Annotated in this window: 12 protein-coding genes; all 12 read right to left on the bottom strand. The window is 38.5% G+C overall.

From position 1 onward, the window contains the following. Nucleotides 1-119: 119 nt before the first annotated feature. The 12 genes from DFK18_RS14615 to DFK18_RS01420 all read right to left on the bottom strand — a co-directional run bounded on the left by DFK18_RS14615 (nt 120) and on the right by DFK18_RS01420 (nt 14,907). Complete coding sequence (locus tag DFK18_RS14615; RefSeq protein ID WP_114416421.1) at nt 120-1,397, bottom strand: sugar transferase; 1,278 nt, start codon at nt 1,395-1,397, stop codon at nt 120-122. A 471-nt stretch (nt 1,398-1,868) separates the two neighbouring features. After that, nucleotides 1,869-2,975 carry a glycosyltransferase family 4 protein gene (locus DFK18_RS01470; RefSeq protein ID WP_218563869.1) on the bottom strand — a complete coding sequence of 369 codons (1,107 nt, stop codon included), beginning with the start codon at nt 2,973-2,975 and terminating at the stop codon, nt 1,869-1,871. Beyond that, on the bottom strand, nt 2,972-4,129 hold the full coding sequence (locus tag DFK18_RS01465; protein ID WP_114416420.1) for a glycosyltransferase family 4 protein: 1,158 nt from the start codon (nt 4,127-4,129) through the stop codon (nt 2,972-2,974). The genes DFK18_RS01470 and DFK18_RS01465 overlap by 4 nt, the downstream gene beginning before the upstream one ends. Nucleotides 4,130-4,136: 7 nt before the next feature. Next, the gene (locus DFK18_RS01460) at nt 4,137-5,039 is read right to left on the bottom strand and encodes a GDP-mannose 4,6-dehydratase (RefSeq protein WP_218563868.1); all 903 of its coding nucleotides are present in this window, start codon (nt 5,037-5,039) and stop codon (nt 4,137-4,139) included. Next, the gene (gene gmd / locus DFK18_RS01455; protein ID WP_114416419.1) at nt 5,039-6,073 is read right to left on the bottom strand and encodes a GDP-mannose 4,6-dehydratase; all 1,035 of its coding nucleotides are present in this window, start codon (nt 6,071-6,073) and stop codon (nt 5,039-5,041) included. Before gmd ends, DFK18_RS01460 begins: the two co-directional genes overlap by 1 nt. A gap of 82 nt (nt 6,074-6,155) precedes the next feature. Then, a complete protein-coding gene (locus DFK18_RS01450) occupies nt 6,156-7,031 on the bottom strand; it encodes an NAD-dependent epimerase/dehydratase family protein (protein WP_114416418.1) in 876 nt (291 codons plus the stop codon). A gap of 2 nt (nt 7,032-7,033) precedes the next feature. Continuing rightward, nucleotides 7,034-8,200 (bottom strand): nucleotide sugar dehydrogenase, encoded by a 1,167-nt coding sequence (locus tag DFK18_RS01445; RefSeq protein WP_114416417.1) that lies wholly within the window; start codon nt 8,198-8,200, stop codon nt 7,034-7,036. Between the two features lie 36 nt (nt 8,201-8,236). Then, nucleotides 8,237-9,100, bottom strand: coding sequence for a glycosyltransferase family 2 protein (locus DFK18_RS01440; protein ID WP_162299649.1), 864 nt, complete (start codon nt 9,098-9,100; stop codon nt 8,237-8,239). Continuing rightward, nucleotides 9,100-10,197 (bottom strand): glycosyltransferase family 4 protein, encoded by a 1,098-nt coding sequence (locus DFK18_RS01435; RefSeq protein ID WP_114416415.1) that lies wholly within the window; start codon nt 10,195-10,197, stop codon nt 9,100-9,102. Before DFK18_RS01435 ends, DFK18_RS01440 begins: the two co-directional genes overlap by 1 nt. Nucleotides 10,198-10,212: 15 nt before the next feature. Beyond that, nucleotides 10,213-11,448: an oligosaccharide flippase family protein gene (locus tag DFK18_RS01430; RefSeq protein ID WP_162299648.1), complete on the bottom strand. Its 1,236-nt coding sequence runs from the start codon at nt 11,446-11,448 to the stop codon at nt 10,213-10,215. A gap of 625 nt (nt 11,449-12,073) precedes the next feature. Continuing rightward, a complete protein-coding gene (locus DFK18_RS01425) occupies nt 12,074-13,015 on the bottom strand; it encodes a glycosyltransferase family 2 protein (protein ID WP_114416413.1) in 942 nt (313 codons plus the stop codon). A 68-nt stretch (nt 13,016-13,083) separates the two neighbouring features. Next, a complete protein-coding gene (locus tag DFK18_RS01420) occupies nt 13,084-14,907 on the bottom strand; it encodes a hypothetical protein (RefSeq protein WP_114416412.1) in 1,824 nt (607 codons plus the stop codon). Nucleotides 14,908-14,915: the final 8 nt, after the last annotated feature.

The following is a 14,915-nucleotide window of genomic DNA, read 5'->3' as shown; positions in this document are numbered from 1 at the left end:
AAACTACAAGGGAGTGTAGCAGTAGTTTTCAAACAAGGAGGTTGATATCGAGAATGGAGTGCAGTCTCTACGCCAGAGCAAAAATATCAATCACTGAGCAAGGTAACTCGCTCAGACATCTACCTTGCTCCAAAGCCTGTCAAAATAGTCCGAATGGTTTTGAAAACAATCAGAATATCCAACCACAAGGAAAAGTGCTTGATATAGTAAAAGTCATATTGAAGCTTCTCCGTCATGCCATCAACTTCAGCAGCATAACCTTGCATTACCTGTGCCCAGCCAGAAATTCCGGGACGAACCACATGGCGATAACTAAAGAAAGGGACATCTCTTTCGTACCAATCCGATAACTCGACAGATTCAGGGCGGGGCCCGATAAAACTCATTTCTCCCTTGATGACATTAAAAATTTGGGGTAGCTCATCAATACGATACTTTCGAATAACCCGACCAACGCGGGTAATACGCGGATCATCGATAGCTTCTGTAAAATCACTCCCTTTAACATCATGACACATACTACGGAATTTATAGACATAAAAGGCTGCTCCACGATACCCCATTCTCTTCTGCACAAAAAAAATGGGGCCACAAGAATCCAGTTTGATCAAGATCGCAGTAACAATCATGATCGGAGCAAAAACTGGAAGGAGAAGTAGAGTTGCAAGAGTATCGACAAATCGCTTAAAACCGAGATAAAACAAGGGGGGCAGAAGTGAACCAAAATCATTCTCAGACAAGTGCTCAATGCGAACTCGACCTGATAAGGATTCGCCTACAGGCTTGAAATGCCAAACAGGTACATGGGCAAGTGTACAGCGAGCTAAAAAGCGCTCCCAATCAGGAGGCAACTCCTTGGAATGAAGATCGGCTACTACAGCATCATAGCGGCGACCTTCAAGATCAGGGTTTTCCAACATACAGACCATTGCATTTTTATGGTTCACCAATTCTAAAGCTCTGCCGAAAGGAACTAATGCAAGTTTAGGTACCCGGTACTTTCTTCCCAAAAAGTATCCAGCAAAAAACCAGAAATTGGCAGCGATAAAAGAGCTGAGAAGGACTTGTCGAGAATACTCCTCACGCAAGAAAAGTAGACAAGCGACGGCCAGCAAATAGGTAAAAGTGATGGTTGGCAAGATGAAAGCTTGTGTCTGGGCACCCGGATACCGACGCAAGCGGCGCAAGGAAACAAACGAAATAACGAAAGCACCAAGGTTAGCTAACAGCGTGTTCAGCTGGATACCGCCAAAAGGATCAAAAAATGTAATGGCTTCCCAACGTAGCCAGCCAGGCAGAAAAATAACGAAGAGGCAACCCAACAAAAACTGGAAGAGCGCACTAAACAGTAACTGCTCGTACCAACGAGAATGTCGACGTTCAAATTGATACTTCACAAAGACTCCACTAAAAAAAAGCTGCGACAGTATACCTGAAACGCAGCTTATCTAGGAAAGGTTCTATCTTAGCCCAAGAAGATACAGTGACTAAAGTCGACGAATTAATCGGCTGATTTCAACGTCTAACTGATGCAAAAAAACACGAAGCTGATCCATTCACAGCCCCGTTCAACGCAAAGCAGCTCTCGGTTTTGCAAGAAATTCTACCTGCGACGTGATCCAGAGCTGCATTATGATCATTATTTCAAGCAAGTTCATAAAGTAGAATCTAGCATGAACATCATAAAGAAAAAACCAAGCCTAAATCAACTAATTACCAGTCTTCAAAACCAACAGTCTAATCACTGCCTGTGCGCATCCCCTTAAAAGCAGAACCTGTTAGTGCATCAGCAAGAAATAAAATGGAACCATATTAGTTAACTGGATGATAAAGTTTAACTACCATTACAAACTGCTATTCACTTAATCTCAAACCAAAGATTTGTAAAGATCCAAATAAGATAAAACCATTGTTTTGGAACTAAACTTACTTTCAAATCTGAGTCGCGCATTGCAACCCATACGTCTTGCTTTTTCAGGATTATTCCACAAATCAAGCATGGCTTCGGAAAGAGCATCGGCATCGGCAGGTGGTATGACCAAACCAGTTACATCTGCTTGATTAATGTAAGTCATACCTGATCCCAGATCGCAACATATTAGAGGCTTTCCATACATTGCCCCTTCTAATAAAGAAATCCCAAAAGCCTCAGAACGTAAATGAGATGGAAAAACCATTGCATAGCACAAGGTCAAAAGTGCAGACTTATCCTCATCATCAACCCGACCGACAAAGAAAACCTGACTTAAACCTTGTTTAGCAGCTTCAACCTTCAGCTCTTCTTCTATGCCACCACCACCAGCAATAACGACAGGTAAGCCATTTTTAGCAGCGGCTTTAAGTAGCCAAGTTAGACCTTTATAGTAGCGTAAGGCACCAACAAACAGGAAAAAATTCTCCCCCAAGCGCTGACGCCAGCTTTCAAGGCGAGTTTTAGACACTTCAGGATAAGTTGACTCATCTAAGCCATAGGGAATAATCTTTAGTTTCGATTTATACTGCTGAAGCACTTTACTTGATTCTGCATAATTAGGAGATGCTGCAACAATCACATCAACATTGGATAAAAAGCGGTCCATAAGTGGTTGATAAATTTTTAGAAGGTATTTCTGCTTCACTATATCTGAATGATAACTAACAACCGATGGCTTACCCGTCCTTGCTATAAAATGGATCAAATCCATAAAAGGCCAAGGAAAGTGATAGTGAATGATATCAGCAGTCTTTGCGAGCTCTATGAAATCTCGGATTGCAGAAAATGAGAAGCCTGTCGATGCTAACTCGAAGTCTAGATTAGATCGATGGGTTATATGATGGCCGAGTATTTCGTCACGGGCACGACCACGCTTACTCAAATAGAGTACATCTGTATCAACACCTTGCAAGCTAATTCCTTCGGCCAACTGGAAGATTACTTGCTCTACTCCTCCCATTGAATCCGGATAATAGGTTTTATAGAAATGAAGTACTTTCACCTAGACTCCAGAACAGAACGATATACATCAATTGTGGATTCAGCACATTTAGCCCAAGAAAAAGTTGATGCTTGTAATAAACCTTCAGCTACTGCCTGTTCACGCCAGGACGCGTCCTCTAAGCCTCTTCCAAACAGATCAGTAAAACCTTCGATATCATCAGGGGAAGTCATTAAAGCAGTATTTCCTGCCACTTCAGGCAAGGATGAAGTGTTTGAGCAAACCACGGGTATTCCAGAACTCATTGCTTCCAATACAGGCAGACCAAACCCTTCGTATAGAGAAGGAAAAACAAACAAGCGGGCACCAGCAAAAAGCATTGGCAAATCTTCAGCTGGAGTAAAACCCAGATAGTGGGCCCACCCCTCCTGCTTAGCCTGATTAATGCGAGCATGTATGTCTTCACTATTCCAACCAGGATGGCCAGCAAGCACCAGCGGCCATTTCTGACGCGTGTGAAGTGGCAATCGCGAATAGCTATCAAGTAAGGCTATCAAATTCTTTCTAGGCTCAATAGTCCCTACATAAAGACTATAAGCATTTGGCCGCAATCCATAACGGTCAAGCGTAGGTCTAACCTCAGCTTCTGAGCGCGGGTAAAACTCAGGAGAGCTTGCTAAAGGCACCGCATGGACACGATCTAAGGGCCAGGAAAAATAATTTGCTAACTCGTTACGCGTATACTCAGAATCAGTGATCAGTGCATCAGCAGTACGTAGCGTCTTCGATAGCTCTTTTTGCATGAAACGAACCCGTTCAGCAGGGTGACAATGCGTCCAAGTAAAAGGAGATAGATCATGAAAGGTTGCCACCTTGGGACCAAGAGAGGACGGTAAATAGAAATTTGGACCATGATATAAGTAGTTCTCATAGCCACGCAGATTAAAACCCTGAATTAAAGGCAAAAGCTGACGATAAGCTTCCGAAGCTAGTCGACTTGATTGCACCCAACGTTTTAAAGGAAAAGTAGATTTTGGAACTACTACTCCAGCTACATCGTAATTCGGTAGAGTTGAAATTGCTTTGCGGCCAGTAAAAAAAATCAAATTATCAATCTGATTACTAGACTGCAGATGTCGAACCAGTTCATAAGTGTAGCGCCCGATACCCGTCAAAGGAAAACGAATCGGATCTATAGAGATTATGATTTTCATCAAGACACTATGCTCTAAGCATCCAGCTAAGTGTTTGTTTGAATGGCAAAGGGTTCCATTCGGGTATCAAATTTTTTAACCGCGAAGGATCACCACAGAGCGACTTCACCTCGTTCGCTCTAACAAAGGCAGGGTTAACTTCAACCTTAATCTTATGGCCGGAAATAGCCTCACACTGCGCTAAAATCTCACGCAATGACAGAGTTTTTCCAGAACAAACATTAAAGGTCATGCCTATCGCTTCAGGAGTAGACAAAAGCTCTTTATATGCAAAAATCAGCGAACGTACATCATTAAAATCACGCCAGACATCAAGATTGCCTAACTCAATAATGGGAGCTCGATCATTAAAGTGACGCACAATTTTGGGAATTAAAAACTTCTCATCCTGCCCGACACCAGTATAGTTAAACGGGCGGGTGATAATAAGTGGCAAATCCTTCATCCATAAGGCAGCCATCTGCTCCATTGATAGCTTACTGACAGCATAATCATTGGCAGGTTGGACTAGCGCCCGCTCATCCAATACACCCTCCTGTGCATTACCGTAAACATTCGCGCTGCTTGCCAGTAAAACTGAATCAGGAGTAGCATCAAGTGAGGCCAAAGCAGCAAGCAGATTACGCGTCCCGACAAGATTAACCGCATAGAAAGCAGCGGGGTCACCATGACCAACAAAAGACAAAGCAGCCAGATGCACCACTTTATGAGGCTTAATTTCTCCAACCAACTGACTAACCGCAGATGAATCAGTCAAGTCCAGCTGAAAAACACCCTTAGTATTAGAAAAAGTTGTTTCTGTCCCAAACACTTCGTAACCAGCATCACGTAAACTGGCCGCCATATAGCGGCCAGTAAACCCATTGATTCCGGTAACGAGAACACGTTGACCTGAACCTATTTCCATCATTAGAAAGAAAATCCTTGTTGATTGCGACGCAAATCCGCCTCGACCATCATCTTGCACAGGTCTTCAAGTTGGGTTTTTGGTTCCCAACCCAGCTTTTCTTTTGCCAGTGCAGGATTACCAATCAGCAAATCAACCTCAGCTGGGCGGTAGAACTTAGGATTAACCTGAACAATTGTCTTGCCAGTAGCAGTATCTATGGCCTTTTCCTGCTCATCCTGCCCCTGCCACTCAATACTGATGTCAGCAGCCTTCGCAGCCAGGCTGACAAAGTCACGAACGGTTTCTGTTCGATTGGTTGCCAGAACATAGGTATCAGGCTCATCGGCCTGCAGCATCCGCCACATACCCTCGACATAATCCTTGGCATAACCCCAATCGCGCTTGGCATCCATATTGCCCAATTCCAGCACTTCCTGCTTACCCAGTTTGATTTTAGCAATGGAATCAGTAATTTTACGGGTGACAAACTCACGGCCACGAAGAGGAGATTCGTGATTAAAGAGAATGCCACTGGTGCCAAAAATATCATAGGATTCACGATAGTTAATAGTCATCCAGTGAGCATAGAGTTTAGCAACACCGTAGGGGCTTCTAGGGTAGAAAGGTGTATCTTCTTTCTGAGGAATGGCCTGAACCTTACCAAACATTTCTGAAGTTGAAGCCTGGTAGAAACGAATCTTGGGATTAACAATTCGAATGGCTTCCAGGAGGTTTACAGGCCCCAATCCAGTAATATCAGCAGTTGTCAGAGGCTGGTCAAAAGACACACCAACAAAACTCTGGGCAGCAAGGTTGTATACTTCCGTTGCTTGGGTTTGCTCCAAAAGACGGATGCTGGACGAGAGATCTGTCAGATCATATTCAACCAAGTGTAGGTTAGGATGCCTGTCCACCCCCAGTTCTTCAATCCGCCAGAAGTTAACCGAAGCAGTACGACGGTAGGTACCATAAACCGTATAGCCTTTTTCCAAAAGGAGTTGAGCCAGGTAAGCGCCATCCTGGCCAGTAATTCCTGTAACGATTGCTTTTTTCATTTTACCTTCCACACTTAACAAGAAGTTAGCCACTTTTGCCTAACAATCAAGGCGACCAACACAGCAAAAAATTATTACGCGACTAGTTTTCAACCCAATGATTATTTCTTAAATGTTCAATATAATCATTAAGAGAACGTTTAGGTGACCAGCCAAGGCCTTTGGTTCTATCACTGATAACATCTGCTGTCATTCGGTTGCCCTTGCGTTCAGGTAACATTTCAATCTTGCCACCAAAAAGTTCAGCAACTTCTAGAACAGAAAAGGATTCATCACTTCCAATACCAAATTCATCACCAAAGCCATGATCCCCCACAAGTATTAAGCCATCAATTATATCATCAACATGTGTAAAATTACGCTGTTGAGTACCTGGGCTTACTACGGTAAGAGCTTCATGATTCTTCATTTTCTCAGTAAACAAAGCTATCAAAGTAGCATACTTACCATGAGAAATCTCTCTTTGACCATAAACATTATAAAAGTAAGTAATAGCATAAGGAACATCAAACCAATCACCGTAATTCATTACCAGCTCAGTATTTGATGCTTTAGTCCACGCATAAGGGCTAGCACTACGACCTAATCCACCATCGCCAAATTTCGTACTACTACCAGCATAAACGATCTTGCATCCGGCCTTCCGCACAAATTCAAGAACGGCAAAAATACCATCCTTATTGAAATGCCAGACCTTTTCCATATCATCAAAACTTTGCTCAACGCGCGAATATTCACCCAAATGGTAAACAATATCAGGCTTAAAATCTACCAAATCAGAAATATTCGCCGTATCACCTTTTATATAGGTCACACCAGAAACATGATTTGAAACAGAACCTGTAAAATAGTTATCAAGTGAATAGACGGAGTTTTCGGGGATACCTACCAACCTTTCACATAAATGACTGCCAACAAAGCCAGCACCACCAGTAACAAGGATTCTTTTACAAGACATAATCAATCCATACCATACAAATCACGTGTATAAATCTTTCTTTTAAATGCCGATATTTTATCATCAACTCGATTAGCAATAATCAGATCGCACCCTGAGACAAAATTATCGAAATCGTTATTTATAACAACATCAAGAAAAGATTCTTTATTACAATCAGGCTCATATACTTCAACCTCAATACCAAATTTTATCAGACGAATCATAATATTTTGTATTGCTGATGCACGAAAATTATCTGAGCCAGCTTTCATTACCAGTCTATAGACACCCACCTTTGATGGATTTTTTGCAACAATTTGATCAACTATAAAACTCATACGAACATCATTTGACTCAACAATTGCAGAAATAAGCCTCTGCGGGGTATCGCTATAGTTTGCAAGAAGCTGCCGTGTATCTTTGGGTAAACAATAACCACCATAACCAAATGATGGGTTATTATAATGCATACCAATTCGTGGATCGTGGCAAACACCTTTTATAATTTGATCTGAGTCAAGATGATTTAATTCAGCATAATTATCTAACTCATTAAAATACGCAACCCTCATAGCTAAATAGGTGTTTGCAAACAGCTTAATAGCTTCAGCTTCAGTAGGGTTGGTAAAAATAACTGGCATGTCTTTTTTAACAGCAGCATTGACTAAAATATCAGCAAATTGTTTTGCATGATCAGATTTATCACCAACTACAATCCTCGAAGGATATAGGTTATCATTAAGCGCCTGCCCTTCGCGCAAGAATTCGGGTGAAAATATTATGTTGTTATAACAAAACCTCTTCCTTATTCTCTCTACATACCCAACTGGTATAGTAGACTTGATGAAAACTATTAAATCTGGATTTATAGAGATAGCATCACCAATAACAGATTCAATAGATGCAGTGTTAAATTCGCCAGATTCTATGTCATAGTCAGTAGGCGTGCAAACAATCAAAAAATCAGCATCATTGTATGCGATTTTCTTATCAGTTGTAGCCTTTAGATTTAAACTTTCTTTTGACAGAAAATCCTGTATTCCCTTGTCACTAATAGGTGAGAAACCAGAATTTATTAGGTCGACCTTATCCCGATCAATATCGAAAGCTATGACATTATTTTGCCGGGAAAGTAGAACAGACATTGAAAGCCCAACATAACCTGTTCCAGCAATAGTTATATTCATATATTACCCATTACAAATCAAACTCGTGGAGAAGTTCTATTTATATATTTTGTCTTTTACATTATCGTCTGATTTTCTTAATAAATAGCCTAGAACTCCAAACAACATTTCACAAGATTTCATAAACAACATACCAAATCCAAAAATGGGGTTCCTGAAAAGCAACTTGGGTGATCGCAAAAAAAGACCATAGCGTTTTAAAGGATTAGACTGAGAAGTGAAATACTCTTTATTCACGGGTTTAGCTGTATACACATCAAGTGCTCTCGCATAATACAGCTTCTTTTTACATGTACGCCATAGATCTAAACTCCCTTCATCGTGCTTAATAAATGATGTAATTCTTGAAATAGAGTCAATACCGTACTTCTCTTCAATTCTATGAGGAAGATCATAGTCTTCAGTTCCTGTATTATCTTCATCATATCCACCGATATCAAAGAAGACCGACCTCCTAAATGCGCGAGCAGCTTCCATCCACTTAACACCTACATAAAACTGGCGTTCAAGTTTCTTACATTGAGACCAAAAACCATATCCAAAAGACTCTTCAGGTACTACTAGACCTAAAAGTGAGTTATCTAAAGAGAATTTATCAACAATTTCCTGTGCTATATTGTTTGATAACACCATATCACTATCAAGAAAAACTAGGTAGTCACCAGAAGACATTTCAGCTGCATAATTTCTTTGAGCGCTACGCTCAGGGCCTTTAGTAAAAATATGATCAGTATATTTTTTAGCAATATCCAGTGTACTGTCATTGCTATTATTATCAACAACAACAATCTCACAAGATTGGTAACTCTGTGAAGAAATTGATTTAAGTAAAGCTTCAAGCGTCCTGGACGAGTTATAAGTCGATACTAAAAAAGAAACAATAGGTTTAATTGGCTTCATCATAACTCCAAATTTTTTTTAAAATCTCTATAGCAGTTATCAAATGTTAAATCTTTACTAAGCTGCCAGGCATTATTCCGATACTCTTCATACGTTGCACTATCATGCAAGATATCTAAAATTGCTTTTGAAAGTTTCACAGGGTTTTCAGAGACAACCAGGCCACTCTTATTGTCAGCTACACTATCACGTAAACCGCTAACATCGTAAACAACTGCTGGAGTTCCCTGACTTGCAGCCTCAGTAACAATCAGGCCCCACCCTTCCTTAACGGAAGTCACAGCAATCAAGTGAGAACGTTGCATCAGCAGACTTTTCTCATCATCAGTAGCATTGTCAACCATAGTAATAGAAGAAGATAAATGGCTATTAGCAATATCTTTTAATAATTTATTATAATATTTACCCGAACCACTACCAGCAATTATCAGCTTTAATGATGGCAAATGTTTATGTGCTTCTTTAAAAGCATCCAGTACGTGATGCGGTCTTTTCATAGGGCGTATAGAACCAAAATAAAGAAGCGTAGGATCTGGGAACTTTTCGATACCATCAAGTGATTCTACAGGCTTACAGTTGCTACCCATTCTAATAATAGATATATTCTTTTCAATATAGCCCAAATCAATCAATTCAGATTTAGTGCTATTACATATAGTAATAACATTCTTGCTTTTAAGAATTCGCAAATAAAGTGGTTCAATAAAATAGCCAATCCATGAGAGAGGTGGGAACATCTGGTAGAACCAAACCTTTCTTGCAAGCTGATAAATAATCACTGCACCAGGTTTTTTTGAATATAACAAAGAAAAAAATGGAATAGTATTGCATTCGTCAATAACAAAGTCAGGCCAGTTTTTAAGATTTTTTTTATAAAAACGCCAAGCATGATAGTAAACGCTAAACTTACCACCAACCCTGATTATTTGAACGCCATCAACAATTTCATTGCGCTTAGCACCTGGGTAATGAGCTGTCAGAACAGCGACACTGTGTCCATCATTCAGCAGCCTCCTGCATATCTCTGACTTAACAACTTCGGCACCTCCTGACTGGGGATGCTGAGCATCCTTCCATGAAAACCAAAGAATATTCAAGATATTACTCCTAGTTTATTCAGCTGTTTTATAACTTCTTTTAAGCAACAATAGAAGCCCTAGTATTAGAAGTGCGAAGCCACTAGCACCAAATATAAATATCACAGACACTAAGTTTGTTGAAAAATAGTAAATTAGTAAAACCTGAACGGGTGCAAAAATCAAAAACAACCAAGTAAATAAGACTTCTTTCTTGGCAATAAGATAGTGCTCTACAACTAAAACGAGCGCCATGGGCATAATTGCTAATCCGTACCAAGCCAGAAGCTTTGATGCATCTGCATACGCATCACCATATAGAAAAACAATCAAATAATCAGAAAAAAACCAATAAAGCATAGCAGCAAATCCACAACAAACAAAAGCTGCAAAAAGTGACTGTATAAGTATAACGTTTGATGATAAATTATTTGCGTGTTTCTCAGCAACGTATGGAAATAGTGCAAGAACAATACCACCAGGTATATAAAGAATAGCCTTGCCAAGCACTGATGCAGCAGCATAAACTCCTGCGCTACCTGTTGAAAACATATGATTTACTATTACCATATCCAGTTGCGTCATTCCTGCAAATGCAACATTAGCAACTAACACTGGAATTATACTATTTAAGCTTAGCCAATTTCCATCATTATTATTGTTACTAGAAATTGGTATGGAGTTTATTCGCTTATAGATTAGATAAATGCCCGAAAAAACTATAAAAATAAGTGAAACAACACCACCAGCAATCGCACCAAAAATTCCGCAACCTACATATATCAAAATCAAACTAAAAAGAATCTTCATACTAATAGAGCTAAGAGCTGTTACTGCAAGAAAATTGAAGTGTTTTAGTCCTTGAAAAAAAGAATTATTAATCACAAAGAAAAAGTTCGCAGCAAGCAATGCAAAAAAAGCATATATAACGTAGTCGTCATTCACCTTGAAAATAATACCGAGTTTATCTGTAAAAAAATAGCCGGCAAAAAACAATGCTATAGCAGCACAAATAAATACAATATAACTTTTTTTTAGGAGCTGGAAAATTTTTTCTCTTTCACAAAGCACTGAAAGCTCGGTTACTCTTCTAGAAAGAATCATCATTACAGCACCGAGTGGTGAAGATGCAAACATAAAAGCTGCCATGATTGCACTAAATGCTCCAAACTCAAGCGGAGATAAATTTCGCCCCATTAGAATTTGATATATATACCCTAACATCCCAGTTAAAAGATTTGTAAATGTTAGTACAATACTTGCTGAAATCAATGCTGTTCTCTCATTTATCAAAATAAATTAAAAACCAATATTAAATGCAATACTGACCAACTTGTAAAGCTTTGTGATAATGGTCAGTTAGCCAGCTATTTTATTATGTCAGCATTCTCGCATAATTTTAGATTGATGCTAAACAGCCTAACCAGTAATACAGTGAGCAATTTCTATCATACATGGAAAGCAGCTATTCTTGAGTAAGCTATAATTCTCGGCTCTACCCTTTTGCATAACCAAAGATCAGATTCTGATCCCGGCATCCAATCTTCATCTTATCTTTCTTGCGATGTACACCTGGGCAATATCCATCGACAGTTTACCAATGCACCACGGGTATCGCTATCAAAAAACAATTATGTGGAGCCGTACCGATGTGCTTGATAACAATCACTTCAGATCCTACACATCCCTATGTAGAAGTTGATTTCATACCACCTACGATGAATATATATTTTTTTCATAATGCTTTCCCAAGCAAATCAAGTATGTATTTGTTTTGTTAAAGTCTTATCTAGCACGCATCCGAATTCTGATCTACAAGCTTGTCGGTATGCCTTTAACGCACAGATTCAGTAGCAAGATAGAACATTTACTTATAAGTTACCTTTACATTTATCAGTTACTTATATGTATTTATTTTTTCTTTTATCAAATACAGAGGTCTATTTATAACTTCAGTGTGTATAGCACCGATATAATGAGCTACCAGACCAAGGCAGCTTAATACAATACCAATAAGAAAAGTATTAAAGACAACAACAAAGGCAAGCGCTGTATATATTGGTTCTTCGTTAAGCAAATAACTAAAACCCATCCAAAGAAGCAAAAGAGATGTAGAAATAGTGATAAGAAAACCTAAGTAAGCTGTAGCCCTAAGAGGCAACAGAGAAAATGAAGTAATGCTATTTAATGCAAGCTTAATAAGCTTTGCATAGGAGTAGCCGGCTTCGCCACTTTCTCTCGCAGCAGCATCAAACTCAACATAGACTTTATCGTACCCCATCCAATCCATGATACCCCTGAACATTCTTTCTCTTTCTGTCGCAAGTAGAAAAGCATTGATTACTTTTTTATCATAAAGTCGATAGTCAGTAGTTTGTGAAACCATGTCAAGACCACTGATTTTACGCATAACCCAATAGTAAAAATGTGATCCGAGTCTACGGAATAGAGGCTGCTCATCGATCGTACGCCTTACAGTTGCTACTATATCAAATCCATCATTCCATTTATCAATCAGTTCTGGTATTAGTTCAGGTGGATGCTGCAAATCTGCATCAATACAAATCACAGCATCTGAATCAGCTGCCTCAGCAACACCTGCAGATAATGCGATCTCTTTACCAAAATTACGAGATAATCCAATAGCACTTACGCGGTTATCAACTGTACATAGTTTTCTTAACTCTTGCATTGAATTATCAGGGCTTCCATCATTAACCATGATGACTCTAAAGCTATACTCATTAAGTTTACTAAGCACAGTGTTTAATCTTTCATAGAAAGAACATATATTTCTTTCTTCTTTATAAACCGGAACAACAACCGAAATATTTTTCATTATAACACCAGACTTGCATTTCTAATTAATAAAAATTTATATTTTGACTGTAATTTTGACGCATATTCTTACTCACAAAAACTTGACATACTACCATCAGGCAATATAACTCCAAGTGATATCAACTGTAATGACAATCTCCTAGAGTCATCTCCATAACCCAATTCTAATGGCGAAGCTTCCTCAGGAGATTGAATTTTTATTTCAATATAACTTGAATCTGAATCAGTTTGAAATCTAATTATTTGTTGTCCCGAAATCAGCTTATTAACCGGTTCACCATTAAATAAAAACCTAACATTTTTAGGAGTTTTTCCAGGAAAGACATCTCCTAACTCAAGATCGAAAATTGTCCCAGCCGGATATTCTTTGTCAATTCTTATCATTGAGCTTGATCCAACCCATACCCAATTTATTTCAGGCGAATAAAATCCTTCAATTGAAAAGTATCTCGGCAATACACCATAAAGATTAAGCCTACTGCCTTGTTTAGCGTAACAATATTTTGCGTCAAGGTTATATTCAAAATCAATAAACCTAGAAAATGAATCACGAGAAAAACTTACAATATCTGGATGCACCAAGTAATCAATATGAAACCCCACCTCTTTTTGATTATTTGCAATAGAGTTCTCTGCAATCTGATCGATAGCAATCCATTTATCTTTAGATTCTGAATAACGATCTACAAATTTTATATTCTCATTTATAGAATATACAGCAAAGACTATACTTGCCACGACAAAAATATTGAAAGGTATACTGGATTTTACATTTTTACAGTACCTATCAATAGCAAAGAATAAAATCAGATACAGTATTAACCATCCGTAAAAATTAAACACATATCTCGTATTGTGATTGTCGAGCATCCATTGCGATTTAATCGGCTGAAGTGACAATAGGAATGATGAGCCAAAATAGATTAACAAAGAAACCAAAAATATTATACTTTTATGTGTGGCAGTCTTATTGATAATTGAAACAATAGCGCGGAATGCGAAAACCGATAATATAGAAACAATAACAACCGAGATTACAAGCTTGCCAAACACATCAAAACCCATAGTATTTAAGTAAGGTATTGAGTTGACTGCGTAAAGAAGAGTGATTTTTAATAGATTATACACTGAAGCAGTATTTACAGATCCATATAAATAATTACCCATAGCTTCTGCCTCTGCATTAGAAGCATTAAAATTATAAAAAATAACAGTAATCAAAAATACGCCGTACACAGCTACAGCGCTGCACAACGGGCTTCTTACTACAACCGTCACACTGCATCTATAATTAATTATTTTTAAGAATATATAAAATCCGGCGGCTATAAAAAAAAGCTCGCTCGCAAATGCTAGAATACTTACAATGAATCCAAAGATCCACTTATGTATACTCATAGATTCATCAAATTTCTGCGAAGCATCTAATATGATAGCAATAATGAATAAGGCTGCATAAACATTATATGATCCAAAAAAAGCTATCTGTCCGTTGTGCTGCCAGTCAAGCTGGTGCATCAAAATAGGCAAAAATGCTACTACAAATGACTTTTTTTTACTAACTCTCAAAATAATTAATAATGCTACCAGAGTGATGGGCAGCATAATAAGTGCAAAATATCGTGGTAAAACCGCAGAAAATTCTGGAATTACAAATTTCAAGATAGCATTTATTGGATATGCCAAAAAATGTGATAGCCTGCCAGATTTCAGTATTTCAGCTAACTGTTCATCTGCTGACTTAAAACCATTTTGAAATTCATCCCATGTCATAATTGGCAAAGCAAAGTTTATATACCAAAGATAATAAAGTGTGAAAAGGACCAACACAATAACCAGCATCAAAGAAAAATCAAAAAACACTTTATTTTTGGCGTGCAAAATACTCATTTCAATAT

The organism is Marinospirillum perlucidum, assembly GCF_003336805.1.
GTDB classification, from domain to species: Bacteria; Pseudomonadota; Gammaproteobacteria; order Pseudomonadales; family Halomonadaceae; genus Marinospirillum; species Marinospirillum perlucidum.
Note: the sequence above shows the minus strand (reverse complement) of the source record. Positions and strands in the feature narration are given on the sequence as shown.

Coding starts and splice junctions, on each gene's coding strand:
- gmd (WP_114416419.1), bottom strand. CDS start 6,073: ATGAAAAAAGCAATCGTTACAGGAATTACTGGCCAGGATGGCGCTTAC.
- DFK18_RS01465 (WP_114416420.1), bottom strand. CDS start 4,129: ATGAAAATCATAATCTCTATAGATCCGATTCGTTTTCCTTTGACGGGT.
- DFK18_RS01460 (WP_218563868.1), bottom strand. CDS start 5,039: ATGATGGAAATAGGTTCAGGTCAACGTGTTCTCGTTACCGGAATCAAT.
- DFK18_RS01425 (WP_114416413.1), bottom strand. CDS start 13,015: ATGAAAAATATTTCGGTTGTTGTTCCGGTTTATAAAGAAGAAAGAAAT.
- DFK18_RS01440 (WP_162299649.1), bottom strand. CDS start 9,100: ATGAAGCCAATTAAACCTATTGTTTCTTTTTTAGTATCGACTTATAAC.
- DFK18_RS01450 (WP_114416418.1), bottom strand. CDS start 7,031: ATGTCTTGTAAAAGAATCCTTGTTACTGGTGGTGCTGGCTTTGTTGGC.
- DFK18_RS01420 (WP_114416412.1), bottom strand. CDS start 14,907: ATGAGTATTTTGCACGCCAAAAATAAAGTGTTTTTTGATTTTTCTTTG.
- DFK18_RS01445 (WP_114416417.1), bottom strand. CDS start 8,200: ATGAATATAACTATTGCTGGAACAGGTTATGTTGGGCTTTCAATGTCT.